This is a genomic window from Pantoea phosphatilytica (genome assembly GCF_051025615.1).
Classification (GTDB): domain Bacteria; phylum Pseudomonadota; class Gammaproteobacteria; order Enterobacterales; family Enterobacteriaceae; genus Pantoea.
On sequence record NZ_JBPFDF010000003.1, the window covers coordinates 114541 to 139769 of the forward strand.

At 57.1% G+C, this 25229-nt stretch carries 20 protein-coding genes and 1 pseudogene; 9 read left to right on the top strand and 12 right to left on the bottom strand.

What is annotated here, in order from left to right; genetic code table 11:
• The first annotated feature begins 3 nt into the window (after positions 1–3).
• Entirely contained in the window at positions 4–1494 is a 1491-nt protein-coding gene (locus ACR6AS_RS13260) for a UxaA family hydrolase (RefSeq protein WP_434162455.1), read from the top strand.
• A gap of 195 nt (positions 1495–1689) precedes the next feature.
• Here ACR6AS_RS13260 and sstT read toward each other — a convergent pair whose 3' ends face one another.
• The 3 genes from sstT to ACR6AS_RS13275 all read right to left on the bottom strand — a co-directional run bounded on the left by sstT (position 1690) and on the right by ACR6AS_RS13275 (position 5367).
• On the bottom strand, positions 1690–2922 hold the full coding sequence (gene sstT / locus ACR6AS_RS13265; RefSeq protein WP_111142016.1) for a serine/threonine transporter SstT: 1233 nt from the start codon (positions 2920–2922) through the stop codon (positions 1690–1692).
• A 235-nt stretch (positions 2923–3157) separates the two neighbouring features.
• On the bottom strand, positions 3158–4126 hold the full coding sequence (locus tag ACR6AS_RS13270; protein ID WP_111142017.1) for a TerC family protein: 969 nt from the start codon (positions 4124–4126) through the stop codon (positions 3158–3160).
• A gap of 254 nt (positions 4127–4380) precedes the next feature.
• A complete protein-coding gene (locus tag ACR6AS_RS13275) occupies positions 4381–5367 on the bottom strand; it encodes a Gfo/Idh/MocA family protein (RefSeq protein ID WP_434162458.1) in 987 nt (328 codons plus the stop codon).
• Positions 5368–5512: 145 nt separating this feature from the next.
• Here ACR6AS_RS13275 and ACR6AS_RS13280 point away from each other — a divergent pair, with 145 nt between their 5' ends.
• On the top strand, positions 5513–7201 hold the full coding sequence (locus tag ACR6AS_RS13280; protein WP_111142019.1) for a chloride channel protein: 1689 nt from the start codon (positions 5513–5515) through the stop codon (positions 7199–7201).
• Here the strand turns inward: ACR6AS_RS13280 and ACR6AS_RS13285 are convergent.
• Positions 7198–7701 carry a M48 metallopeptidase family protein gene (locus tag ACR6AS_RS13285; protein ID WP_111142020.1) on the bottom strand — a complete coding sequence of 168 codons (504 nt, stop codon included), beginning with the start codon at positions 7699–7701 and terminating at the stop codon, positions 7198–7200. The genes ACR6AS_RS13280 and ACR6AS_RS13285 overlap by 4 nt on opposite strands.
• Before the next feature lie 85 nt (positions 7702–7786).
• On the opposite strand from ACR6AS_RS13285, the gene rlmG reads away from it, so the two are divergent.
• A complete protein-coding gene (gene rlmG / locus ACR6AS_RS13290) occupies positions 7787–8905 on the top strand; it encodes a 23S rRNA (guanine(1835)-N(2))-methyltransferase RlmG (protein ID WP_434162461.1) in 1119 nt (372 codons plus the stop codon).
• Here rlmG and ACR6AS_RS13295 read toward each other — a convergent pair whose 3' ends face one another.
• Positions 8906–10924 carry an FAD-dependent oxidoreductase gene (locus ACR6AS_RS13295; RefSeq protein ID WP_434162464.1) on the bottom strand — a complete coding sequence of 673 codons (2019 nt, stop codon included), beginning with the start codon at positions 10922–10924 and terminating at the stop codon, positions 8906–8908.
• A gap of 179 nt (positions 10925–11103) precedes the next feature.
• Complete coding sequence (locus ACR6AS_RS13300) at positions 11104–11835, bottom strand: purine nucleoside phosphorylase YfiH/LACC1 family protein (protein WP_367395847.1); 732 nt, start codon at positions 11833–11835, stop codon at positions 11104–11106.
• A 106-nt stretch (positions 11836–11941) separates the two neighbouring features.
• Here ACR6AS_RS13300 and ACR6AS_RS13305 point away from each other — a divergent pair, with 106 nt between their 5' ends.
• The 4 genes from ACR6AS_RS13305 to ACR6AS_RS13320 all read left to right on the top strand — a co-directional run bounded on the left by ACR6AS_RS13305 (position 11942) and on the right by ACR6AS_RS13320 (position 17110).
• Positions 11942–12751 carry a 5'-nucleotidase, lipoprotein e(P4) family gene (locus ACR6AS_RS13305; protein ID WP_111141346.1) on the top strand — a complete coding sequence of 270 codons (810 nt, stop codon included), beginning with the start codon at positions 11942–11944 and terminating at the stop codon, positions 12749–12751.
• A 579-nt stretch (positions 12752–13330) separates the two neighbouring features.
• A complete protein-coding gene (locus ACR6AS_RS13310) occupies positions 13331–13966 on the top strand; it encodes a carbonic anhydrase (RefSeq protein ID WP_293774449.1) in 636 nt (211 codons plus the stop codon).
• Positions 13963–15438: a SulP family inorganic anion transporter gene (locus tag ACR6AS_RS13315; protein ID WP_111141348.1), complete on the top strand. Its 1476-nt coding sequence runs from the start codon at positions 13963–13965 to the stop codon at positions 15436–15438. Before ACR6AS_RS13310 ends, ACR6AS_RS13315 begins: the two co-directional genes overlap by 4 nt.
• A 250-nt stretch (positions 15439–15688) precedes the next feature.
• Positions 15689–17110, top strand: a complete 1422-nt coding sequence (locus tag ACR6AS_RS13320) for a GGDEF domain-containing protein (RefSeq protein ID WP_293774452.1) — start codon at positions 15689–15691, stop codon at positions 17108–17110.
• Between the two features lie 20 nt (positions 17111–17130).
• Here the strand turns inward: ACR6AS_RS13320 and ddlA are convergent, their stop codons facing one another.
• The 6 genes from ddlA to ACR6AS_RS13350 form a co-directional block, all read right to left on the bottom strand.
• Positions 17131–18228 (bottom strand): D-alanine--D-alanine ligase, encoded by a 1098-nt coding sequence (gene ddlA / locus ACR6AS_RS13325; RefSeq protein WP_111141350.1) that lies wholly within the window; start codon positions 18226–18228, stop codon positions 17131–17133.
• A gap of 93 nt (positions 18229–18321) precedes the next feature.
• Positions 18322–18873, bottom strand: coding sequence for a DUF1120 domain-containing protein (locus tag ACR6AS_RS13330; RefSeq protein ID WP_111141351.1), 552 nt, complete (start codon positions 18871–18873; stop codon positions 18322–18324).
• A complete protein-coding gene (locus ACR6AS_RS13335; RefSeq protein WP_434162468.1) occupies positions 18870–21230 on the bottom strand; it encodes a fimbria/pilus outer membrane usher protein in 2361 nt (786 codons plus the stop codon). Before ACR6AS_RS13335 ends, ACR6AS_RS13330 begins: the two co-directional genes overlap by 4 nt.
• 17 nt (positions 21231–21247) lie before the next feature.
• Positions 21248–21925: a fimbria/pilus chaperone family protein gene (locus ACR6AS_RS13340; RefSeq protein ID WP_158527496.1), complete on the bottom strand. Its 678-nt coding sequence runs from the start codon at positions 21923–21925 to the stop codon at positions 21248–21250.
• Positions 21926–21988: 63 nt separating this feature from the next.
• Positions 21989–22678, bottom strand: coding sequence for a DUF1120 domain-containing protein (locus ACR6AS_RS13345; RefSeq protein WP_111141354.1), 690 nt, complete (start codon positions 22676–22678; stop codon positions 21989–21991).
• A gap of 582 nt (positions 22679–23260) precedes the next feature.
• Positions 23261–23488, bottom strand: coding sequence for a hypothetical protein (locus ACR6AS_RS13350; RefSeq protein ID WP_111141355.1), 228 nt, complete (start codon positions 23486–23488; stop codon positions 23261–23263).
• A 680-nt stretch (positions 23489–24168) separates the two neighbouring features.
• Here ACR6AS_RS13350 and ACR6AS_RS13355 point away from each other — a divergent pair.
• Both ACR6AS_RS13355 and ACR6AS_RS13360 read left to right on the top strand, forming a co-directional pair.
• Positions 24169–24573 carry a hypothetical protein gene (locus ACR6AS_RS13355; RefSeq protein WP_434162472.1) on the top strand — a complete coding sequence of 135 codons (405 nt, stop codon included), beginning with the start codon at positions 24169–24171 and terminating at the stop codon, positions 24571–24573.
• A 94-nt stretch (positions 24574–24667) separates the two neighbouring features.
• Positions 24668–24904, top strand: a pseudogene (locus ACR6AS_RS13360) (PAAR domain-containing protein); the annotation flags it as partial.
• Positions 24905–25229: the final 325 nt, after the last annotated feature.

Here is a 25229-nt window from a genome sequence, read left to right on the forward strand (position 1 = left end):
ACTATGCAAGATGCCATTAAAATTGATCCCCGCGACAATATCGCGGTGGCGTTACGTGACTTAGAGGCGGGTGCCACCGTCGAGCTGCCGTCACAAAGTGTGGTACTGCAGCAGGCGGTAGGGCGCGGGCATAAATTTGCTCTGCATCCGGTCGCGCAGGATGCGCTGATTATCAAATATGGGCTGCCGATTGCCCATGCGACTCAGCCGATCGTTGCCGGAGAGCTGATCCATTCGCAGAACGCCCGCACCAATCTCAGCGACCTGGACGACTACGCCTGGCAGCCCGATTTTGTGACGCTGCCGCCACAGCCGGGCGATCGCGAGGTGCAGATCTACCGTCGCGCCAGCGGCGAGGTCGGTATCCGCAATGAGCTGTGGATCCTGCCTACCGTCGGCTGCGTCAACGGTATTGCGCGCCAGATCCTGCAACGCTTCCTGAAAGAGACGCAGCAGGCAGAAGGGACAGACGGCGTGTTTCTGTTCAGCCACACCTTTGGCTGCTCACAGCTGGGGCAGGATCACGAAAATACCCGCACGATGCTGCAGAATATGGTGCGCCATCCCAATGCGGGCGCGGTGCTGGTGATTGGCCTGGGCTGCGAAAACAATCAGGTCGATGCGTTTCGCGACACGCTTGGCGCGTTTGAAAGCGACCGGGTGGCGTTTATGGTGTGCCAGCAGCATGACGACGAAGTTGAGGCCGGAGTCGAGCGCCTGCATGCGCTCTATCAGAAAATGCGCCACGACCGTCGCGAACCCGGCAGGCTCAGCGAGCTGAAGTTTGGTCTGGAGTGTGGCGGCTCGGATGGCTTATCCGGCATTACCGCTAATCCGCTGCTGGGCCGTTTCTCCGATCAGATGATCGCCAACGGCGGCACCACCGTACTGACCGAAGTGCCGGAGATGTTTGGCGCAGAGCAGATTCTGATGAGCCGCTGTCGCGACGAGGCGACCTTCCGCAAAACGGTGGCGATGATCAACGATTTTAAACAGTACTTTATCGATCACCAGCAGCCGATCTACGAGAATCCGTCACCGGGCAACAAGGCGGGCGGCATCACCACGCTGGAGGAGAAGTCGCTGGGCTGTACCCAGAAAGCGGGGCAGAGCCAGGTGGTCGATGTGCTGAAGTATGGCGAGCGGTTAAAAACGCCGGGGCTGAATCTGCTGAGTGCGCCGGGCAACGATGCCGTCGCCACCAGTGCGCTGGCGGGCGCCGGATGCCACATGGTGCTGTTCAGTACCGGACGCGGTACACCCTATGGCGGTTTTGTACCGACGGTGAAGCTGGCAACCAATACACCGCTGGCAGAGAAGAAGCCGCACTGGATCGACTTTAATGCCGGCCGATTGATCGAGGGAATGAGTATGGAGGCGATGCTGGAAGATTTTGTCGACCACATCGTTGCGATTGCCAGCGGTGAGCTGACCAACAATGAGAAGAATGATTTCCGCGAACTGGCGATTTTCAAAAGCGGTGTGACGCTCTGATTAGCCGGGCAAAAATGGCAACTCTGGCGTTGCCATCATCGTCGGTTAATTCTGTGCCCGTCGCGGGTGGCGGAGGCCGATCGCAACGTCGCTTAAAGCATCCCTGCTCGCTCAGCCCGCGCCTTCCCTGGCGCGGGACGCTTTACTCTTCGGACGCCGCCACCCGCTCTTTGAGCGGTTGCGCTATCTGAAAAATTAAGCCCGGCTGGTTTCGCGCTCTGCTTCTGACTGACAGACGGCGGCAGTAAACAGAATATCGGTCGAGGAGTTGAGCGCGGTTTCCGCCGAATCCTGCAGGACGCCGATAATAAAGCCCACCGCGACTACCTGCATCGCCAGGTCATTCGGGATGCCGAACATGTTGCAGGCCACCGGGATCAGCAGCAGTGAACCACCTGCCACCCCGGATGCGCCACAGGCACAGAGTGACGCCACCAGACTCAGCAGAATCGCCGTCGGCACATCGATGCTGATGCCCAGCGTATGCACGGCCGCCAGCGTCAGCACGGTGATGGTGATTGAGGCTCCCGCCATACTGATGGTTGCGCCCAGCGGAATCGACACTGAATAGGTATCCTCATCCAGGCCAAGACGTTTTGCCAGCGCCATATTCACCGGAATGTTGGCGGCAGAGCTGCGGGTAAAGAAGGCGGTGACGCCGCTTTCACGCAGGCAGGTAAAGACCAGCGGATAGGGATTACGACGGATTTTCCAGAACACCAGCATCGGGTTGACCACCAGCGCCATCAGCAGCATACAGCCCAGTAACAGCGCCAGCAGATGGGCATATTGCCACAGCGCGCCAAAGCCGGTTGACGCCAGAATCGACGCCACCAGACCGAAAATCCCGATTGGTGCGCAGCGGATGACGCAGCGCACCAGCCAGGTGACGGCCTCCGAAGCATCATTCAGCACCGCGCGGGTCGTGTCACTGCTGTGACGGAACGCCAGCCCCAGGCCAACGGCCCAGACCAGAATACCGATATAGTTAGCCTGCATCAGGGCAGTAATCGGGTTCGATACCATGCTCATCAGCAGTCCGCGCAATACTTCCGTGATCCCGGAAGGCGGCACGATCTCTGTGCTGCCCACCGCCAGCGTCAGCGTCTGCGGCACCAGATGGCTGAAGGCCACCGCAACGATCGCCGCGAAAAAGGTGCTCAGCAGGTAGAGCATAATAATCGGCCGGATGTTGGTTTTCTGGCCCTGCTGGTGGCTGGCGATCGAGGCGATCACCAGCATCAGAACCAGCACCGGCGCAACCGCTTTCAGCGCACTGACAAACAGTTCACCCAGCAGACCCACCGCCAGCGCGGCATCGTGTGAAATCCAGGCGAGCGCCACACCGGCGATCAGCCCAATCATGATTTGCTTCACCAGGCTTCCGGCGAGCAGCGTGCCCAGACGTGAGGAGAGAGTTTTCTGCATAATATTTTCTATATTTTGTCGCGGATGTAGTTTCAGGCGCGATGTTTTGCATCGGCTAAAACGGTTTGCCCGGCGGAGTATAAGGAAAAGATCTGACGAGAAAAGAGAAAATTCTGTCGCTGTGGCGGAGGTCGGGTTTTTATTATGCTGGATTGTGGAAGTGTGACAGAGGGATGAAATGTCGGGGCAGGGCGCCGCAAAATAAAACAGGGGCATCCGCTGCCCCCGCAGGTAATTATGGTGAGATCCTTTTCTGGTCTCTTTTGCGGTTGACCCAGGCATTAATCAGCAGGGTTGAGGCCAGAATCACGCCAACCACACTCAGTGAGATACCGACCGGAATATGGTAGAGGTCGACAATCAGCATCTTGAAGCCGATAAACACCAGCACAATCGCCAGACCATATTTCAGCATCGAGAAGCGTTCCGCCACGTTTGCCAGCAGGAAGTACATGGCACGCAGGCCCAGAATCGCGAACAGGTTTGACGTCAGCACGATAAACGGGTCGGTCGTCACGGCAAAGATCGCCGGGATACTGTCGACCGCAAAGATCACGTCACTGAGCTCCACCATGATCAGGACCAGCAGCAGCGGCGTGGCAAACAGCACGCCGTTTTTGCGGGTAAAGAACTTTTCGCCGTCCAGATCGTCGGTCATACGTAAGTGGCTGCGCAGCCAGCGCACCACCGGTTTGTCACCCACCGCACTGTCATCCTCTTTCGCCAGCGCCATCTTTACGCCGGTAAACAGCAGGAAGGCACCAAACACATAGAGGATCCAGCTGAACTGCGTTACCAGCCAGCTTCCGGCAAATATCATGATGGTACGCAGCACGATGGCACCCAGCACGCCGTAGATCAGCACGCGCCGCTGCAGGTTGGCCGGAATCGAGAAGTAGCTGAAGAGCATCAGCCAGACGAAGACGTTATCCACCGCCAGCGCCTTCTCCAGTACGTAGCCGGTCAGGAACGCCAGCGTCTGCGTATTGGCGACCTCACGGCCTGCGCTGCCCTCCAGATACCACCAGAAGGCGGCGCTGAACAGCAGAGAGACGGAAACCCAGATAAGCGACCAGACAGCCGCCTGTTTGAAAGACATGGTCTGCGCGCCACGGCGTCCCTGCAGCAGCAGGTCGATAGCCAGCATGATCAGCACCACAACCGCAAAGCTGCCCCAGAGAAGAGGCGTACCCACAGTCTGCATAGTCGTATCCTGTCTTAAAATAAAAAAACGGCTGAAGTCAGAAGACATCAGCCGCTTATTTTTCTGTAAGCAAACCTCGCCTTCCGGCAAGGTCTCACTTACAACACAGAAATCGATTCCGGGTTGCCTGATGACCGGATGCTTTCGCAACGTAGTGACGATCAATCAGCTTACAAGTTACTCCCCTTTGCAGGAGAGTACGTTACGGTTTCGCTACTCAGGAAGCAATCGTTCTCAGTCATATTTAGAAATATTTACACAGCGGCGCGATCCGCCGGGAAGATCACCCCGGTCTGGCGGCGGATCTCCGTCAGCAGCGCCGCCGTGGTGCGCGACACCGCCAGCCCAGGGTGCTCCACCTGACGCCGCGCAACCAGCCGGGCAAAGTCGGCGGCTTCATAGTACATCGTGTTGCTCTGTTGCGGCTCACTCAGCACCTTCTTCTCCCCGCCGCGCGGCGCAAAGATCAGCTGCTGGCACTCCGCTAACTTTTCGATCACCAGCGCGCCCGCTTCCCCCTGAATCTCGCTGGGCAGGCTTGAGTCGCTCACCTTGGAGTGCAGAATCGTCACGTCGAACTCACCGTAGCTCAGCACCACGACGCCATGAGCATCCACGCCGCTTTCCAGCAGCGTTGCGCTGGCCTGCACGCGCGCGGGCGCACCCCACAACGTCACCGCCGCGGCCAGGCAGTAATAGCCAATATCCATTACGGATCCATTCGACCAGCGCGGATCAAAGGTATTCGGGTGCTCACCGTTGAGATAGCGCGGATAGCGTGAGGAGTACTGGCAGTAACTCAGCAGCGCTTTTCGCAGCTTACCGACATCCGGCAGCGCCTGCCGGAGCCGCTGGAAGTTGGGCAGGCTGGCGGTTTTGAATGCCTCAAACAGCACGACCTGATGTTCACGGGCGCAGGCGATCATCTGCTCCACCTCTGCCAGATTCGACGCCAGCGGCTTTTCGCAAATGACATGCTTGCCGTGTGACATAAACAGCCGCGCCTGCTGACAGTGCAGGGCATTGGGGCTGGCCAGATAGACCGCTTCGATTTCCGGGCAGGCGGCCAGCGCGGCCAGCGAGGTAAAGGTCTGCTGACAGGGATAATCGGCAACAAACGCGTCGGCCTGTGACTGGCTGCGTGAATAAACCGCGTGCAGTGTCATCGCGCCGGTTTCATGAGCGGCATCAATAAACTGGCGCGTAATCCAGTTTGTTCCCACAATGGCAAAACGAATCACGTCATCTCTCCGGCAGCAGTAAAACGGCAGAGTAACATCTCTTCCACGCTGCGCAAGGGTGCCGGACGGGCAGAGATTGATCCTGCGATCTGCATTCCACTACTATGCGGACGCGACGATTTTCAGGCAGCAACAGGGAGCGCAGGTGAAAGCAAATAAGCACGCATTAAACTGGACCACACTCTTGATCGCCATTCCGGTCGGCTGCGCGGCATCGCTGGTCACGCTGGCGTTTCGCGGCGTCATTGAGCTGATCAACCATCTGCTGTTTGCCCGCAGCGGTGAGATTACCGAGTCCCTTGCGCTCTGGCCGTGGATCTTCTGGCCGCTGCTGGTGGGCGCAGGTGGCGTGCTGGCCGGCTTTTTTCTGCGTTATGCGGTCGCCCTCGAACAGCAGCAGACGATAAAAACCGATTACCTGGAAGTGATCAACGCCCGGCTCGATGCGGTGCCTACCCGGACCTCGCTGTTTCGCGCCCTGTCGTCGATAGCCAGTATCGGCAGCGGTGCGTCGATAGGTAAAGAGGGGCCGATGGTGCAGCTGTCGGCGCTCTGCGGCAGTGCGATTGGCCGTCTGTTACCTGCATCGCTGAACCTGAAAAACAGCGACGTGGTTGCGATGGCGGCAGCAGCGGGCCTCTCGTCGGTCTATCACGCACCGCTGGCCTCGGCGATTTTCGTGGCGGAGATCGCCTTCGGCATCTCGGCACTGCAGCGGCTGATCCCGCTGATTATCGCCTCCGCCACGGCAGTAATGACGATGTGGACGCTGGGCTTCCGCAACGCGCTCTATCCGCTGGCGGAGGCTGATTTCACCATGGACCTCAGCACGCTGCTGATGACGGTGGTGATTGGTCTGAGCGCCGGTCTGGCGGGCTGGATCGTCATCAAAAGCATCGCCCGCAGCAGACTGCTCTTCAGCCGGATCGCCTCGCTGCCGCTGCGGCTGGGCGCAGGCGGATTCGCCGTCGGCCTGCTGGCGCTGATCTCCACCGATATTCTCGGTAACGGCTATGAGGTGATCGTCAAAGTGATGGCGGGTGACTATCTGCTGCCGGGGCTGCTGTTACTGCTGGTGCTGAAAACGCTCGCCACCAGCCTGTCGGTGGGGTCGAATGCAGTAGGCGGACTTTTTACCCCGTCGCTGCTGATTGGCGCGCTGCTGGGGGTGACGCTCGCTACCGTCGGCGTGGCGCTGCATCTGCCACTCGGCAATGTGCTGCTCTATGCCGCCATCGGCATGGCGGCGGTGCTGGCAGCGGTCAGCCAGGCCCCGCTGATGGCGATGCTGATGGTGCTGGAGATGACGCTCAACAGCAGCCTGCTGTTTCCGCTGATGATCGCCACGGTGCTGGCGTCGATGGTGGTCTATCGCCTGCAGTCTGCCAGTACCTATCCGGTAGTGAGCCATCACTTCAGCCGGTCAGAAGCGAAATATGATTTCGATAATATGCGCATTGCCGAGCTGATTATTCCGGGAGCGGCGCTGCAGCCGGAAGAGTCGGTAGGGCAGGCGCTGGCGGTCAGTTCGCTGAAGCGTGAACGCTACGTCTATGTGATAAACGCGGCAGGTGCTTTTCTCGGCGTGGTGTCGATCCACGAGATCTCGCGCCGGGTGCTGGCGCAGGAGATCACCCTCGACTCACCGGTACAGTGCGTGATGGACCAGGATTTCCCGGTGGCCTATCAGAATCAGAGTATGCGCGAGGGGTGGGAAGCCTTTGCGGCCGTCACGCTGGAGCGGCTGCCGGTGCTCAATAATCCTGAAGAGCGACGCTTTCTGGGGGCGCTGACCAAAACCAGCCTGATCCAGAAAGCGCAGGAGTTTCTTTAAGCGGCGTTGCCGCGCATCGCCTGGTCGGTCATCCAGAGGCGCGCATCAAATTCGAGCTGGTGATAGTCGGGTTCCATGTGGCAGCAGAGCTGATAGAACGCTTTGTCGTGATCCTTCTCTTTCAGGTGCGCCAGCTCATGCACTACGATCATCCGCAGAAACGGCTCCGGCGCGAGGCGGAAAAAGGTGGAGATGCGGATCTCCGCTTTCGCCCTGAGCTTACCGCCCTGAACCCGTGAAATGGCGGTGTGCAGACCCAGCGCGTGCTTCATCACTTTGATTTTGTTATCCCACATCACTTTGCTGATTGGCGGGGCGTTGCGCATATAACGGTTCTTCAGCGCCTGGGTATAGTCATACAGCGCCTTGTCGCTCATGACATCGTGGGTGTCGGGGTAGCGTTCCTGCAAAAACGCACCTAAGCGCTGGTGGGCTATCAGCGTCTGAACCTGCTCAAGCAGCGGGGCAGGATAACCCTGAAGGTAGATCAGTTGGGACATTAGGGATTCCTGGCGAAAAAGAGTATACTGCGCGCCCTTTTTATCGGGGCGAAAATTAATCAAAGTGTACCACGCCGGAGAATTCATGAGCCAACTTGAACTGAACGATCGCACACTGATCCTGCATCGTTTCCCGCAGATGCGTGACGAAAGTCCATTACAAGCCTGGGACGCGGCTGATGAATACCTGTTGCAGCAGGCGCTGCCAGAGGGACCGGTGCTGGTGTTCAACGACAGTTTCGGGGCATTAACCTGTGCACTGAATCCGCGCACCGTCTGGCACGTCAGTGACTCCTGGCTGAGCCAGCAGGCTGCCCGTCAGAACCTGAAATTCAACGATATGGATTACAGCGACGTTCACTTTGTGGATAGCCTGGCCGAACTGCCTGCGGCCCCGGCGGCGGTGCTGATCAAAGTCCCGAAAACCCTGGCGCTGCTGGAGCATCAGCTGCGGGCTATTCGCGAGGTCGTCACTCCCGATACGGTGATCCTGGCGGCGGCGCGAGCCAAAGAGATCCATAACTCGACCCTGCAGCTGTTCGAACAGATCATCGGTGAAACCCGCACCTCGCTGGCGTGGAAAAAAGCGCGCCTGATCTTCAGCCAGTTCACCCGGCCCGCATTGCGCGAGGCAAAGCCGACGCTGGCCTGGCCGCTGGATGGCACCCCGTATCAGATCCATAACTACGCCAACGTGTTCTCACGCGCTTCGCTGGATATCGGCGCACGACTGTTTATACAGCATCTGCCGGAGAACATTGAGGGCGAGATTGTCGATCTGGGCTGCGGTAACGGCGTGGTGGGGCTGATGGCGCTGGCGCAGAACCCACAGGCGGACGTGCATTTTCTGGATGAGTCCTACATGGCGGTCGCCTCCAGCCAGCTGAACGTGGAGCTGAACCGTCCGGAAGATCTGGATCGCTGCCAGTTTCGGGTAAACAACGTGCTGAGCGGCTATCCGTCAGATCGGCTGCATGCGGTGCTCTGCAATCCGCCTTTCCATCAGCAGCACACGGTCACCGACCATCTGGCCTGGCAGATGTTCCGCGATGCGAAACGCACGCTGCAGTATGGCGGCGAACTGCGCATCGTCGGCAACCGTCACCTGGATTATCACCACAAGCTGAAGAAGATGTTTGGTAACTGCACGCTGATCGCCTCCAACCAGAAGTTTGTGGTGCTGCGTGCGGTGAAGATGCGTTAATCAGATTGCCAGGGCCAGCCGGGTCGCCTGCGCAATGGCGCGGCGCGCATCCAGCTCCTGCGCCACGTCGGCCCCGCCGATGACGGTTACGTTCTGGCCTCTGGCGCGCAGCGCGGCTTCCAGTTCGCGCTGCGGCTCCTGTCCGGCGCAGATAATCACATTATCCACCGCCAGCAGCAGGGTTTCCCCATTGCGCCTCAGATGCAAACCGTCATCATCAATCCCCAGATACTCCACACCGCCCCACATCTCAACCCCGCGCGCCTGCAGGCTGGCCCGATGGATCCAGCCGGTGGTTTTTGCCAGCCCGGCGCCCGGTTTACCTGAACGCCGCTGCAGCAGCCAGATCTGCCGCAGCGCGGCGGGCGGCTCGGGCTTCACGATGCCGCCACGCTGCGTCAGACTGTGGTCGATGCCCCATTCCGCATAAAACGAGGTCAGATCCTCATCATGCGAAGGCTGCGACAGATACTCCGCCACATCAAAACCGATGCCACCTGCGCCGATAATCGCCACCCGCTTGCCCACCGGGCGCCTGTCGCGCAGCACCTCCAGGTAGCTCAGCACGCTGGGATGATCGATGCCCGGAATGGCGGGGATGCGTGGCTGGATGCCGGTCGCCAGCACCACCTCATCGGCGTCACTCAGCCGATCCGCATCGACCCGACAGCCGGTCTTTACCGTCACGCCTGCGGCCGCCAGCTGATAGCGAAAATAGCGCAGCGTTTCACTGAACTCCGCTTTGCCGGGGATCTGCCGGGCAAGAATAAACTGTCCGCCAATCTCCGGTGCGGCTTCATAGAGCGTCACCTGATGGCCGCGCTGCGCTGCCTGTAGCGCAAACGCCATCCCGGCCGGGCCGCCACCGACTACCGCCAGCCTGCGCGGTGCGGCGCTGGCCACGACGGGCATCAGCGACTCATGGCAGGCGCGGGGATTGACCAGACAGGAGGTGATCTTACCGGCGAAGACCTGATCCAGGCAGGCCTGGTTGCAGGCGATACAGGTATTGATGCCGTCCGGTTCGCCGCGCTCCGCTTTGCTGACAAAGGCGGGATCGGCGAGAAAAGGGCGCGCCATTGACACCATGTCGGCGCAGCCCGACTGCAACAGCGACTCGGCGACCGCGGGGTGGTTGATGCGGTTGGTGGCGATGACCGGCACGGAAACATGGGCGCGCAGCCGCTGCGTCACCCAGGCAAAGGCCGCGCGCGGCACGCAGGTGGCGATGGTCGGGATGCGCGCTTCGTGCCAGCCGATGCCGGTGTTGAACAGCGTGACGCCACACTGTTCCAGCTCGCGAGCCAGCTGCAGCGTCTCCTCCAGCGTGCTGCCCTCTTCGATCAGGTCGAGCATCGACAGGCGGAAAATAATGATAAAGGCATCACCGGTTGCGGCGCGCACGGCACGGGTGATCGCCAGCGCGAACTGCATCCGCTGCTGAAAGTCGCCGCCCCAGCGATCGCTGCGCTGGTTGGTGTGCTTCACCAGAAACTGATTAATCAGGTAGCCTTCGGACCCCATAATTTCCACGCCATCGTAGCCCGCCTGCTGCGCCAGCCGGGCGCAGCGTGCAAAGTCATCGATGGTCTGTTCAATTGCCGCCTCGCTCATCGCCTGTGGCGTAAAGGGGTTAATCGGGGCCTGACGGGCGGAGGGGGCGACCAGATCGGGCTGATAGCTGTAGCGACCGGTATGCAGGATCTGCAGCGCGATTTTACCCTGATGCTGATGCACTGCCTCGGTGATCTGCCGGTGCCAGTTACACTGGGATTCGTCGGTAAGCATGGCGCCATGCGCCGTGGTGACGCCCTGAGCATTGGGCGCAATGCCGCCGGTGACGATCAGCGCGACACCCTCGCGCGCCCGCTCGCCGTAGAACGCCGCCAGCCGGGCGGCACCCTCGGGATGCTCTTCCAGACCGGTGTGCATCGAGCCCATCAGAAAACGGTTTTTCAGGCGGGTAAAGCCCAGATCCAGAGGCGTAAACAGCGCAGGGTAGGCGGCATTCGCAGGCATAAGCGTGACTCAGTGTAAAGTGGTCGGATGAGTTAACTCTAGCCGCTTCCCGGTTAAAAAAAAGTGAAAAAATGTCAGGGTGTGAGTGAAATCAAAAACAGCGGCAGGCGGTGAGCCGGTCAGGGTCACAGAGACGGGCCTTCCGCCTGCGTGCGGTCAGCCCGATAGCGCCAGCACCGTTATCGCGCCGCATCGTCCGGTGAGGGGCGCTGGCGGATCCACGAATAGCGTGAGCGATAGCCGCTGCCAGAGTGGGTGTTAAAGCGGTAGCTGGAGCCGCTCTCTGCCATGCAGTAGGTACAGACATTCACGTTGTCGATCTGCGAGGCTGGCACACCTGCCTCCACCAGCAACTGTGTCGCCAGCGCAGGCAGATCGAACCAGACGCCCTGCTGCCGGGCAGTGGCCTGCGGACGCTGCGCCAGCGGATTGACCGGCTGGTGCTGATGCCAGCGCAGCCCGCGGGTGAAGGCCGGATCCTGCGCGATCGCCGTCAGCTGCGGTTCAGCCAGCTCGTAGCAGCAGGGCCCCATTGCCGGGCCGATCGCCACCACCAGATTCTGCGGTGTGCAGCCCTGTTCACACAGTTTTTCCACGGCGCGGGTCAGGACGCCCGCCAGCGTGCCCTTGAGTCCGGCATGCACTGCGGCCACGATCCGCGTTTCACGATCCGCAAACAGAACGGGCAGGCAATCCGCCGTGTAAACGGCGACCGGACGCGTTCCGCTGGCGATCACCCCATCTGACTCGCAGCTTTTGGGAGGAATGTTCTCACTGTCATTGACCACGGTCGCGCTGTGGCGCTGATGACCATAGGCGGCATCGGCGGGCGGCGGCTCACCGGCGGGCTGAAACGCGTAATCGAGCCACGTCAGCGCGTCGAGCAACGGCGAGTGCGGGTTCACGGCCATAAGAATCTCCTGTTATAACAGCATGCGTTGGGCTGCCCACAGCTTACGTTAACTGCTACATTTTTGAAGCTTCTCCCAAGCCCTTTCTCACATTAAGGATGAAATGATGAAAACCTCCGCAACACTCGCTGCATCCGGTCTGGTCGCGCTGTTACTGACCGGCTGTGCTCCCTCGGCACAGCAGACCGCGCAGCAGCAGCTGGGCCAGCAATCGGTGCTGGCGGCCAACTGGTTCCAGCAGTCTGGTGAATATCAGGCGCTGACCTGGCAGGCTTTTAATATTGCACGCATGGCTTTTGATCAGGCGCCCTCGCTGACCGGCAAACCTAAAGCGGTCATTGTCGATCTGGATGAGACCATGCTGGATAACAGCGCCTACAGCGCGTGGCAGGCGAAGAACGGTCAGCCGTTCAGCAGCAAAACCTGGTCAGCCTGGACGCAGGCGCGGCAGGCGAAAGCGGTGCCCGGCGCCGTTGAGTTCGCCCGTCATGTCACCCAAAACGGCGGCACGCTGTTCTATGTCTCGAACCGCGACCAGAAAGATTACGCCGCCACTGTCGCCAATATGCAGCAGCTCGGTTTCCCTGAGGTCAGCGAAAAAACAGTGCGTCTGAATAGCGACAGCTCCAACAAACAGGCACGTTTCGATGCCATTAAACATGCCGGCTATAACGTGGTGCTCTACGTAGGGGATAACCTCAACGATTTCGGTGGGGCCACCTGGCATCAGGGGAATCAGCAGCGGCGCGATTTCGTCAACCTTAACCATCAGCGCTTTGGTACGCAGTTCATTGTGCTGCCGAACCCGCTCTACGGTGACTGGGAGAGCGGCATGGCGGAAAACTACAACAAGCTGACCCCGGAACAGCAGCTGTCGGTGCGGGAGTCGCGCCTGCAGAGCTGGAACGGTAAATAATTCGTCAAGAAAAAGAGCCTGAGCGTTCAGGCTCTGATAATTTCCGGCCCTGATTTACTAACTTCCGTCACTATATCCGTGCAAATTAAATTAATTATCTCCCGCTTTATTCTTAACTCAAATCAGGTGGATTAAACTGGCTCCCTTCAATCAGGCTGGTGAATTGTGCTAATGGTTAATTTTTTAATTAAGAGCAATCCTAATAAAAGTCCGGCTGATTTTGAGAATAAACAATATCCCCTGAGTTACTGCTTGTATTTATTTGTCAGCACTAACTTTACTTATTAATCTGTGATTGTTTAACTTAATGATTTAAGTGATAAAAATACTAGTAATTTATATTTCATCCAGAATCGTGTGCTGAATTAAATTTACTTGTAACTGACTCTTGTTGACATCTTACTGACAAACGAAGCGATGTTAATGCGCTGTGAAATATTGCTCGTGCATTGATAATGGTTAACGTCTATAACCTTTTTCTGTGACTCAGTTCTTATTTACCTGGCGGCTTACCCTTTACCGGTCAGCCGAAACACTTTGTGGTCAGCCAGGATGCGACATCCCGGTAGTAGAGAGAAGATGATTGTGACGACACTTAAACCCTTATTAGCGAAAAATCGCAGTTGGGCCTTACAGCGCCGCCAGCGCAATCCGGACTATTTTAAAAAATTCCTTCATCAGCAAAAACCGCACTCACTCTGGATAGGCTGCTCTGACAGCCGCGTTCCTGCCGAAGTCCTGACCGGCTCCCAGCCTGGCGAACTCTTTGTCCACCGCAACATCGCCAACATGGTGATTGAAGAGGATGACAATTTACTCAGCGTCCTGCAGTACGCCCTCTTTTTTCTCGGCGTGAAACGCATTGTTCTTAGCGGCCACTACGGCTGCGGCGGGGTGGAGGCCGCGCTGAATCTGCCGGGCAGCGTGCTGGACGGCCAGGAGAGTGCGCTGGCTAGGCGCATCAGCAGGCTGCGTCAGGATATTGAGACAGAACTGGCAGAGAACCCGTCGCCGCAGGCCGAAACGGCTGAACGGCTCGACCGGCTGGTTGAAGCGAACGTCAAAGCGCAGTTCGCCAGACTGGTGAACGCCGGACCGGTCCGGCAAATCTGGCAATCGGGCCAGGAACTGGCGGTGTTTGGTTGTGTATATGACCTGCGATCCGGCCATCTTAAAGAGCTGATCCATCAATCTGCAGAGGAGCCTTCCTTATGAACCTCGATACCCTGCGCCGCGACATCCCGGCGGGTCTGGTGGTTTTCCTGGTCGCCTTACCACTCTGCCTGGGGATTGCCCAGGCGAGTGGATTGCCGCCGTTTGCCGGTCTGCTGACGGGTGTGATTGGCGGACTGGTGGTCACGTCGCTGAGTCCCTCCCGGTTTGCCGTCAGCGGTCCGGCGGCGGGTCTGGTCACTATCGTCGTCGCCTCAATGGCATCGCTGGGCAGCTTCTCCGCCTTTCTCACTGCGCTGATCATTGCCGGGGCGCTGCAGTGCCTGTTCGGGCTACTGCGCGCCGGGCGCTTTATTTCGCTGGTGCCAGGCAGCGTCATCAAGGGGATGCTGGCGGCGATTGGTCTGCTGCTGATCATGCAGCAGATCCCGGTGGCGTTTGGTGCGGCAGGCGATGCGGAACTGGTGTCGCTGGTGACGGGTGAAATGACCTTTTCACTGCCCGCGATAGCCGTGGCGGGGGCGGGCCTGGCTATCCTCTGCCTCTGGACCACCGGGCCGATCAAACGGATCAAAGCGCTGGCCTGGATCCCCGGTCCGCTGATAGCCGTACTGTCCGGCTGCCTGGCGACGGTCGTCGGTGGGCGACTCTTTCCTGACCTCGCCAGCGGTCTGGCGCGCATTTCGCTGCCTGCCTTCGACAGCGTTTCTGCGCTGATGGCCGGACTGGAGACGCCCGACTGGATGGCCTGGCAGAATCCGCAGGTCTGGGTGGTGGCCGTTACCCTAGCGCTGGTCGCCAGCCTGGAAACACTGCTGAGCCAGGAGGCGCTGAAAAAGTTACGTCCGCAGACGCCTGCGCCGTCGCCTAACAAAGAGATGTTTGCGCAGGGGATTGGTAATCTGACCGCCGGATTGCTGGGTGCCATGCCGATCACGGCAGTGATTGTGCGCAGTTCGGTCAACGTCAGCGCAGGCGCGCAGACGAAGCTGTCGATTTTCATTCACGGCCTGCTGCTGCTGATTTGCGGCATGTGGTTCAGCGAGATGCTGAACGCTATTCCGCTGGCCAGCCTGGCCGCCGTGCTGCTCTACACCGGCTATAAACTGGCGACGCCGCGTCTCTTTGTTGAGCAGTTCCGGATGGGCCCGCAGCAGTACGTACCGTTTCTGGCGACGATCGTCGGGATCATCACGCTGGGTATGCTGGCCGGCATCGGGATCGGGATCGCCACGCAGATCCTCTGCAGCATCTATAAGAGCCATCGCAACGCGCTGCAGCTTACCCGTTACGACGACCACTATGTACTGCGCTTTCAGCAGAACCTGACCTTTATGCACAATCCAAAGCTGCAGGGATTGCTGGATGAGATCCCGGAGAACAGCGTGGTCATCGTGGATAACGATAATGCAGAATATATCGATCCCGACGTCAGAGCGGTGCTTAAAGATTTCGGCGATAATGCCGATAAAAGGGGTATCCGCCTGAGTCAATGGCCGGTGGCTGTAAAATAGCGTTAAGCGCAAAGACAGGGTGTCATAACAGCAAAAATCGGATATCCCGGATATCCGATTTTTTTGTATGCAGGGCATAATAAGCCCCCATTTGCTGGCGTCATCGGGTATCAGTCACCTCCCGGATTGACCCATTAAGTGGTGTTTTATCGCAGGATGATACAGCGGGTCCCCAGGATGTAATTATTCTGACACCACGCGCCTGTTCAGGCTGATGTGGAAACGCCTCTTTGCAACAAGGTCCGGAAGTATGCGTATAGAGCTGTTTGAAGAGCACAACGCTAAGAAGAATGCCTTTTCGCTGTTTTTAATCACGCTGCTATTCTGCTTTATTGGCGGACACCTGCGCTTTCCGCAGGAGCTGTCGCTATTCTGGCCGGTCAACGCGATCATCACCGGCATCATCGTTCGCCATCCCTTTCTGCATCAGACCCGCTATTACCTCGCCAGCTTTGCCGCGATGGTGTTTAACGACACCGTTTTTTCGGGCTGGGCGCTGACCGCGTTTACGCTTAACCTGGCGAATCTTCTGTTTGTGCTGGTGGCGGTACTGCTGCTGGTGAAACATCTTCAGCACAATTCCGGCAGCGAACGTATTACCAGCGTACTGCGCATTTTTCCGGCCTGTCTGCTGGCGGCCCTGGCCTGTGCCAGCTGGGGAGCACTGGCTCAGCAGGCCGACTTTGATACCGGACTGGCGACAGCATGGGGTGAGTGGTTCAGCGAGCAGTTCTCTACCGGGCTGATGCTGCTGCCTTTTCTGCTGACGCGCGACTGGTCGTCGCTGTCGCCCCGGCAGTTCAGGGAGCTAGGCAAACTCTTCCCTGTCATCGCGGTGGTCCTGTCGCTGATCATCGGCGCGATGATGGGCGGGGCGGGCAGCCTGACCTTTCCGGTTCCGGCGCTGGTCTGGTGCGCCGTTGTGCTGCCGATGCCGCTGACCAGCCTGGTGATCCTGCTGACCGGTATTACTGAGATTATCCTGGTGTCACACGGGCTGATGAATATTCAGGGTGATGACAATCTGCTGCCAGTCAGCCATCTCACCTCGGCACGACTCGGCGTGGCGACTATCGCGATCAGTCCGCTGATCGTGGCTGCAAGCATGGACGCGATCCGCCAGCTGAATGAGCGGCTGGCGCTGCGGGCAAACTACGATTTCCTGACCCGACTGCTGTCGCGTTCGGGTCTCTATGAAAGCCTGCATGCCGAGCCGATTAACCCGGCGCGCACGGCAGGCGTGATCCTGATTGATGTCGACTACTTCAAAACGATTAACGACAATTTTGGCCATGATGCGGGCGACAGCGTGCTGGAAGAGATCGCCCGCCGGATGCAGCGCGTCGTGGGCAAAGCGGGACGCATCTGCCGTTTTGGCGGCGAAGAGTTTGTGGTGATACTGTTCGATCAGAATCCGGACAAGCTCTACTTTCTGGCAGAGGCGATCCGGCAGAAGATGGCGAAAGAGAAGTTCTGGCTGCAGGGTAGTAAGGTGACGGTGACCATCAGCCTGGGGCTGGCGCACGGCCGGGCGGGCAGGGCGGCAGAGTGGCATCGCGTCATCAACCGGCTGATCTCCGCCGCAGACAAAAATCTCTACCTGTCGAAACGCAATGGCCGCAATCAGACCTCCCCGGTCGGCGAGCAGGCCATGACCAGCGACGTGGCATAACGCCACGCCGCCGGCTGGGATCAGCTGACGCTGCTTTTCAGGGTGCTGGCCTGCTGGTGACGTGCTATCGCCAGATCGATCAGGCGGCTGATCAGATCCTGATAGCTGAGTCCGGCCGCCTGCCAGAGTTTCGGGTACATACTGATGTTGGTGAAGCCGGGCAGGGTGTTCACCTCGTTGACGATAATCTCACCGTCGTCAGTCAGGAAGACATCGACGCGGGCCATGCCAAAGCACTCCAGCGCAGTGAAGGCCCGGATGGCGACGGCCTGAATGGCCTCGCTGGTCTGCGCGGAAATCGCCGCCGGAACGACCGTCTGTGCGCCGCTTTCAGAGATATATTTGGTGTCGTAAGAGTAAAAGGCGTCATGCACCACCACTTCACCGCACGGGCTGGCTTCAGGGGCGTCGTTACCCAGCACCGCACACTCGATCTCCCGGCCTTTGATGCCCTGTTCAATCAGCACCTTACGGTCAAAGGAGAAGGCCAGCGCCAGCGCCGCCTCAAATTCGTCAGGCGAGTTCACTTTGCTGACGCCTACCGATGAACCCTGGTTGGCCGGTTTGATAAACAGCGGCAGGCCCAGGCGGGCAATCACGGCCTCTGCGTCCAGCTGCGCGCGCTGCGCCTGCGTGACGCTCAGCCACGGCGCGACCTTCAGCCCGGCATCGCGTAACAGGCGCTTGGTAAAATCTTTATCCATGCTGACGGCGGACCCCAGCACATCGGAACCGACGAAGGGTAACGAAGCCATGCGCAGCAGACCCTGCAGGGAGCCATCTTCGCCCAGCGTGCCGTGAACAATCGGAAAGATGACATCGATTTGCGACAGTGGATGGGCATCGTGACGGGTGATGATCTGCTGCTGTGTCTGACCCGGCACCAGCGCCACCGCTTCGGCAGCAGAATTCAGCGCGATCAGCGCCGGATTCTCCGCGTTAAGTAAGAAGTCTGACGCATCGTTAAGGTGCCACTGTCCCTGCTTGTCGATGCCCAGCAGCACCACATCGAATCTGGTTTTATCGATCGCCTCAAGGATATTTTTGGCCGACTGCAACGACACCTCATGCTCAGCCGATTTCCCGCCAAACACGATCCCTACCCGCAACTTTGTCATCAATTTTGCCCACTGAAAAAATCAAAACCACAAGATAGCATGGGCTTTGCGCGGGAAAACAGGGCAGAGCGGCAGATAATTACGCCCGGTGGATTAGCCTTCGCTGCTGACCAGAAAACTGCCGTTCAGCTGCCACTGCTGCCGTTCGCGAACGCGGGTAACAGCGGCCGGCAGCCAGGTATTTATCGTCACTTTTGCGCGCAACGTCGTGCCTGACGCGGGCTGGCCCTCCTGCAGAAAACGGAGGGGATTATTGCCGCTAAAGGCCATTTCCGCCGCCTGCCTGCCGGCACTGTCGATCATGACCGGATGGCCGTCGAGGGTCACATCATGCAGGGTCAGCGTCGCGCGACCCTGCTCGCCAAACGCATAGCTCTCACTGTCTTTTCCCCGCGCGCTGAACGTCAGGGCCAGCGACGACGGACGATCGCAGATCACGGTAAGGTCAGCTTCACGCTCCTCACCCATGCGCAACTCTGTGGCGGCGAACGAGTTGCCGGGGCGTGAAAGCAGTTCGCCGCGAGTCACGTCGCCATAGTGGATCTGAGGGTCGCTAAGCTGAATCGCGCAGGCTGCACAGGCAGTGGTGGTTATAAACAGGCCACTGAGGGCCAGCAGCAGGATCAGAGCTGATTGCTGTTTCATGGGTCGCATCTCGCTGAAAGGGAAGCATAAAGGGTGCCGGGTTCGTTATACCAGGGCGTGACGATGTTCAGTGAACAGGACGCACCGTTGCGGCCCAGGCTGAACAGCGGCTCATCCGGCAAATCGTCGAAGAAGAGCGTGCCGTCTTCATTCACAAAGGCGACCAGAGTGCCTTTGCCATTCTTCACCGGCGCGCCCGGTGCCGGGCCTTCATCCGCCGGGAAGCTCACCAGTGCACGGCGCACAGTAAAGGCGGGGAGCACAACCGGCACAACCGCACCGCGATAAGGCGTGATATCCGCGATCCCGCTGATGACCTGGACATTTTCAGGCAGGCTCTGATTTTCGATCTGAACGCTATTCTTCTGCCAGGGCGTCCATGAAGCGATAGCGTAGCCCTGGCGATCGCTCCATACCGTTCCGCCCGGGGTACGTATCTTCACATCCGGCTGTGGGCTGTTGAGGGAAATAATGCCGAAGGTATCGCCCACCTTTCGCGGGGTAAAGGTCAGGCCGCCGCTGTGCAGCACTGCACCGCCGCGAGCGCCAAGATTGTAGCTGGTGCTGTTTTCATTACGCGATGCACCACCGCTCAGTTGGCTGTACTTCGTAGTCCAGGTCCCTGAACCGGCTATAGAGGCCGCTTCCTGCTGGCTCTTTTCACCGGACAGGCTCCAGGAAAATTTGTCATTCAGCGTGCTGTCAAAACCGATTCCTGCCCGGGTTTTACGATCATTGTTACTGACCCAGCTGCGCATGCTGCTGTTGCCCAGAGGAACGGAGAGGTTGAGATAAAAGTAGCGACTATCGCTGCGGCGCTCATCGAGTGAGAGCCGGTTTTTCTGGATACCGAGGTTCACATTGACGCTGCCAAAGGCGCGGCCCCAACTGAACATATAGCCCACATTTTCTGAACCTTGCCAGCTTTGAGAGAGGCTGCCGGAAAAAGAGAATACGCCAAGCTGAGGCTGGTTGTAGCTCACTCCAATAGCATACTGTGACTTCATCTGCCCCGTCTGCTCACTGGTCTTTTTCGAACTCCACGAGCTGCCCGGATCCATGTAGTCCCGGCTGCGGAAGCTGGCCGAAGAGGTGAGTGACAGTCGGGGAGTGACGCCCGCGCTGAGGCTGATCTGATGATTCAGACCCTGTTTTTTACGTTCACTCCCGACCGCATCCTGAGTCTGCGAGGCTATCTGCGTCACTGAGGTCATCAGGTGTTCAGTCAGGCGCAGCGTCGTGCGCCAGGAGGCGGCCTGATAGTTTTCGCTCAGCACGCCTCCGGCCGTCAGCGCCATAACGTGATTCTGAAAAAGCCCCGCCGAACCTACCACCAGTGGAAACCGATCGTCGGTTAACCGCAGGCGGCCCACGCCCAGAGAGGGGCCGGCATCTGCCAGCGCGAGCGTGGATTGGGCCTGAATATAAGGAATGGACTGTGTCTGACGATTGCCAGCCTGATCGTGGGTGATGACTTCAAAATCATCTGATGCGTTAATGGCCGGAATATCATCCAGCTTATTCATGCCCGCCGTGACCTGAAAGGTCTTCAGCAAAATGCCCCCCTGCCAGATTTCGGCCGTGCCTGCCTGAGGTACCAGCAGCTCCAGTGAGACACTCCGGCCTCCGCCATTCTGTAAACCGCGTTCTGGCGTGAGTTGAGCACCCAGCAGGTTAATGCCGGGAAAGAGTGAGCCGCCTGCCGTGATTTCACCGATTTGTATCACTGAAGACCAGCCGGGGACAGAGCGTTGCGCATAACTATAGAGTCGGGTCAGTTGATGCTGCTCATCCAGACTGGCGTAGCTTTGCCCACTGCGAAAAATCCAGTTATTGATGTTCGCGCCCACCTCAGAGGTCAGTGCCTGGGAGGTATGGCTCGCGCCGGCACGCGGCTGATACTGATAGCGCTGGCCATCGTAGTTCACGATCAGGGCATTGCCGCCGCGAGAGTAGTGCAGGTCACTCAGCAGATCGCTGGCTGGCACATTAAGTTCGAGAGTGCTGCGATCGACCTTTTGCTCCATCAGGATGGGAGACTCTGTTGGAAAGTGCAGGCAGGCATCATGATCGACACGACGAAAGCGTTCAGGGTTGATGCCCAGCGCCTGCAGAAGTGTCTCTGACCAGCAGGGATTACCCGCCTCATCAAACGTCAGGATATGTACGCCTTTGCTCTGCCTGTTGACGACGATATTGACGGGCTGTTCACCAGGAAGAAAATGGCTGCCGGCATCAAGCAGCTCTGCCGCACTGGCATCGTAGCCCAGCGCTTTTAGCATCTCCTGGTCATAGCCGCCCGCCGCCAGCGTAGTAACCGGGGAGATAAACAGGCTGAGTAACAGAAATCTTTTCATCGTCTTCAGCAAGCAGCTTATAACTGTGCTTCATACGGCGTCGTTAATATCCCATAGCGGGTGACGGGGTGCAGCCGGACAGACTTGATCCCCCCGGAGACTGCAGGCAGGGGCAGAGTGATTTTTTCACCCGGCAGAATATAGGTTTTCTTCAGCTCCACTGTGGCGTTACCCGGCAGCAGGTCGACCTGCTTAGTGAGCCTGACGATATAGGGAGTAGGATTCTCAATGTTCAGCGACAAACCGCTGCGCTGGAATTTAAGGCCGGTCCAGGGGGTTGTATTTAAGGGCAAATTACCAGGGGAGATAATCACCGGGATATTCTGACCAATAAGAATGCGGGCACGATTTTTTTCGCCGTCATCCTGCGGGATAGAGACGAAATCAATGCGCTGCATTTTTTGTTTATCAAGCCTGATGCCATCTTTCAGTATCACCCGTATCTGCTGCTTTTTCCCCCCTTCAACTTTCACCAGTTGTGGCGTAATAATCAGTTTATTTTCCTTGTCTTCGGCGATGGTCTGCAGGCTGCTGTGCAGCAGAGCCGGACTATTGTCGGTATTAAGAACCGTAATAGTGGCTTCACGCGTCTCGTCGTTGAGAAACAGTACAGGCACCTCTGGTTTCATGCCCGCAGCCAGAACTGAATGTGAAATGAGAAATAACGAAGCAGCAAGAGAGAGAGATTTAAGCAATGTATATGCCTCCTGAAGAGATATCGCGAAGGCTATACAGCCTTCGCGATAATTAAATAAGGATTAAAGATAAACCACAGAAAAGGTAATATTTCCGTCAAGGTTTACTGCTTCACCTGAAGGGTAAAGGCTTGCTTTTTTCAGAAGCATTTGTGAAGAAATGGTATAGGTTGATTTGGTGTAAGCAGCTGGTGAGGTTGCATCAGCAGCAGACGCCAGACCGAAGTAACCATTTTTTTCCAAAATCTGATTGCTGCCTTCAACAATGGCCTGCGAGCTCCATGCGGATTTATCACTGCTGACAACAAGATTGCTATTAGCCTGACCATCGGATGTCGCTGCATTGATGCCGAGCAGCAGTACACCGATTTTTGACTGTGCGCTGTCAGTGCCTAAACCAAAAATATTACTATCCGCTAAATCCGTAATAGTGACTTTCATCGTATCATTCAATTCAGTGCCAGTCATGGCGCTGGAAGCACGGTTGTCAGTTGTCTGAATGGCAGTAGCCGCCGCTGCGTCGCAATCGACATTCAGGGTAACGTTACCACCCGCTTTAGGGTTTACATCATCTGTAAGCGTTGACGCAGCAATGTTTCCAAATGAAATAGAGGGTGAGCTCAGAGAAACATCGCAGGTGGCAGGCGTAATTGTGCCTGTCACTGTGAGGGTTGCTGATTCAGCAGCCTGTCCGGCAAAGCTGACAGATGCCAGAGTACTTGCAATAACGGTACTTAAAAGTAATTTACGCATAATATTTCTCAATTAAATGATGGTAATAGTGATTTTATCGAACTCTTTTTTTTGTTAATCAACGCGCAATATAGTGTAAATAAAGGTGCGTGAAACAGTTTCTCCTTATTTACAAAGGCCGGATTGAGTGTTGATTAATTTTTTCTGAATCAATTTATTAATCCAGAGTCAATAGGCTAACATATTCGTTTATTAATGGTTAAGTTAGCTGGGCGGCAAAGTTATTTTTATTCTGGGAAGTGTGTTATAAAAGAGCTCTGTTTTTTTACTTATCAGAAAAAAGCGGTTCAATAATATAATGCGCAGGTTAAAATAGCGGCGATATGAGAGGGATATTGCAGCGTTTTTAGCGGGAAATGTGTTGCCTGTGCGATCGGCCTGTTTATTATTGACACGAAAACGGCAGGAAAAGTTGTTTTTTTGACAAAAAATCTGATGGCAGCGATTTCCTGATTTCTGACGGCTTTCTTACGACTGTGCTCAGGCCATTCTCACAGCCTGAAAAGGAGCATAACTACGCTTGCGGCAGCCGAACCCTGTTTGAGCTGATGGAAGATGCTTTCCACTCCCTCCCAGCTACGTTCAGGATCCTGAATGCCATTCTGTAAACTTAAATAAAATCTGAATCGTTTCCAGCCTGACACCGTCGGAAAGCGCCATGGCAACATGGACAGCCGGTTTGCGGCCCGCATCATCAGTTTTGCCGACTATCTGGTAAGCGGTCGCAGCGAGAATGGTCAGCCGGAATAGAACATTATCTCTTCTCTGGTTGATGAAGAAATGCTTTGTAGTATCAACTCTGATTATCAAGGCTAAATCCTGAAAGGTGCCGGGATGCTGACCTGCACTGAATCCTGACGCCGGGCATCTGAAATAATCAGAATAACGGAATCCAGTAATACTTTATCGTCTGACTGACCAGCCTGAAGATTAACCTTCAGGGGAGCAAAATCACCGGATTAAACGGGATTTCGGAATAAATTAAAATATTGATTTTTCAGCCAGTACGTTAACTGTTTTGTTGTTATTTCGTTTTATCTGCCGAATCCCATAAAACCTCTCTGTGTTTAAGGCTGGTGGATTAGCATGTGGGTTATCCCGTAAATTTATTCTGACCTAACCTGCTGATATTTAATGCGTAAGTATAAAGGCGGGGTTCATGGTTGAAGGTAAGTGTCTGATAGTTAATTATAGTATCTTAAATCCTCTGGAATCCCGGTAAAGGAACGCTATTTACCGCGTTATAATGCTTGCCGCATCGGACTGAAAACGGCAAAACATCCCGCTCTAACCTCATCAATTCATCTTTCCTGTAATAGAGGTGCCCCGTCTGGCACCGACGACTTATTGATTCAGATCAGCACTCCGCCGCGGCAGGTAGCTTAATTAATAAGGCGTGAAAATAATTTCTTTCTTCACGGTTATCATTCCGCCCTGACCGGCTGCGGCATGAAATGGAAAACCACTCCTATTTATAAAGGGATTTTAAAATGACGCTTCAGTTTACCAGCGAATTCATTTCGGCCCTGCCGGACGCAATGGATAAGCCCCCGTTCACGGCGGAGCAGTTGGCAGAGATGAGCAGTGAAGCACGGGCGCTGGTGGCTGAGCAGGCAGCTCCCTGCCGTCAGTATCCTGTAAACGCCACTGACCGGCTGGCGGCGGAAAGCCTGACCCGGCGCTGTAGTACTGGCGCAGAGTTTAATCCGGAACAGAAGGAAGGCTGCCGAATCCGCCTCGCAGACGACGGGCGAGCAAGCGTACTGATCGAAGGCTGTTCGGCTGTTTGCTCTGATGGTACCCGGACCCGGATAGTCAGCAGCGCCGGAAAGCGGAACCGGCTGCATGGCCGGGACGTGGCGCTGGCCGGGAGCAGACCCGATAGCGGGGGGTGAGATTATCAGCACCCCGCAGATAAGCAGCCTGATAGCCGGATGGGAAGACGCACCGGTGCCGGATGATTTTCTGACGATGCCCGGAGCGTAACCGGTGAGATATCGCACAGATAATTACGGGCGGGGTCAGGCTCTTGAATTCGACAAAACCACGACCGGGGCAAAATGCATTGCTTCAATCGACGACACCGAGTTTGGCCGCCGGATAGTCCGCGTCGGTGATGTCACCACAGCATGTCCGAAATGCGGGAAGACGGGCCGCATCATCAACGGCGAAGACCGCGTCACCTTTTACGGCGTCGCCGTGGCGGTTAATCGCTCAGAAGTCCTTTGTGGCTGTCCTCCCGGAACAAACAGGGTGAAAGCACCTGTCGGGGAATGGCTTGGTGAAGGGCCTTCTCCGCAACAGAGGGCATGGCAGAAGCACGACGAACAACAGGGGCAGCGTAAAGCTGAACGTGAGGCGGAAGAAAAGCGACTGGCCGAAGCGCGGGAACGTAACCGGGTATTTGCGAAATCCTGCCTGCGGGGGGACGGCTGCAACGATGCCGGAGAGCAGAGCGAACCGCACACCAACTTTACGGACATGTGCTTTTTCCGGGCGCTGCCGCCAGCGGATAGCGTAACGGATACTGATGCTCCGCAGCACGGCCGCG

Bases quoted from the DNA above. Each gene is read 5' to 3' on its own strand.
- ACR6AS_RS13260 (WP_434162455.1), top strand. From the start codon at position 4: ATGCAAGATGCCATTAAAATTGATCCCCGCGACAATATCGCGGTGGCG.
- sstT (WP_111142016.1), bottom strand. From the start codon at position 2,922: ATGCAGAAAACTCTCTCCTCACGTCTGGGCACGCTGCTCGCCGGAAGC.
- ACR6AS_RS13270 (WP_111142017.1), bottom strand. From the start codon at position 4,126: ATGCAGACTGTGGGTACGCCTCTTCTCTGGGGCAGCTTTGCGGTTGTG.
- ACR6AS_RS13285 (WP_111142020.1), bottom strand. From the start codon at position 7,701: ATGTCCCAACTGATCTACCTTCAGGGTTATCCTGCCCCGCTGCTTGAG.
- rlmG (WP_434162461.1), top strand. From the start codon at position 7,787: ATGAGCCAACTTGAACTGAACGATCGCACACTGATCCTGCATCGTTTC.
- ACR6AS_RS13295 (WP_434162464.1), bottom strand. From the start codon at position 10,924: ATGCCTGCGAATGCCGCCTACCCTGCGCTGTTTACGCCTCTGGATCTG.
- ACR6AS_RS13300 (WP_367395847.1), bottom strand. From the start codon at position 11,835: ATGGCCGTGAACCCGCACTCGCCGTTGCTCGACGCGCTGACGTGGCTC.
- ACR6AS_RS13305 (WP_111141346.1), top strand. From the start codon at position 11,942: ATGAAAACCTCCGCAACACTCGCTGCATCCGGTCTGGTCGCGCTGTTA.
- ACR6AS_RS13310 (WP_293774449.1), top strand. From the start codon at position 13,331: ATGATTGTGACGACACTTAAACCCTTATTAGCGAAAAATCGCAGTTGG.
- ACR6AS_RS13315 (WP_111141348.1), top strand. From the start codon at position 13,963: ATGAACCTCGATACCCTGCGCCGCGACATCCCGGCGGGTCTGGTGGTT.
- ACR6AS_RS13320 (WP_293774452.1), top strand. From the start codon at position 15,689: ATGCGTATAGAGCTGTTTGAAGAGCACAACGCTAAGAAGAATGCCTTT.
- ddlA (WP_111141350.1), bottom strand. From the start codon at position 18,228: ATGACAAAGTTGCGGGTAGGGATCGTGTTTGGCGGGAAATCGGCTGAG.
- ACR6AS_RS13330 (WP_111141351.1), bottom strand. From the start codon at position 18,873: ATGAAACAGCAATCAGCTCTGATCCTGCTGCTGGCCCTCAGTGGCCTG.
- ACR6AS_RS13335 (WP_434162468.1), bottom strand. From the start codon at position 21,230: ATGAAAAGATTTCTGTTACTCAGCCTGTTTATCTCCCCGGTTACTACG.
- ACR6AS_RS13345 (WP_111141354.1), bottom strand. From the start codon at position 22,678: ATGCGTAAATTACTTTTAAGTACCGTTATTGCAAGTACTCTGGCATCT.
- ACR6AS_RS13355 (WP_434162472.1), top strand. From the start codon at position 24,169: ATGACGCTTCAGTTTACCAGCGAATTCATTTCGGCCCTGCCGGACGCA.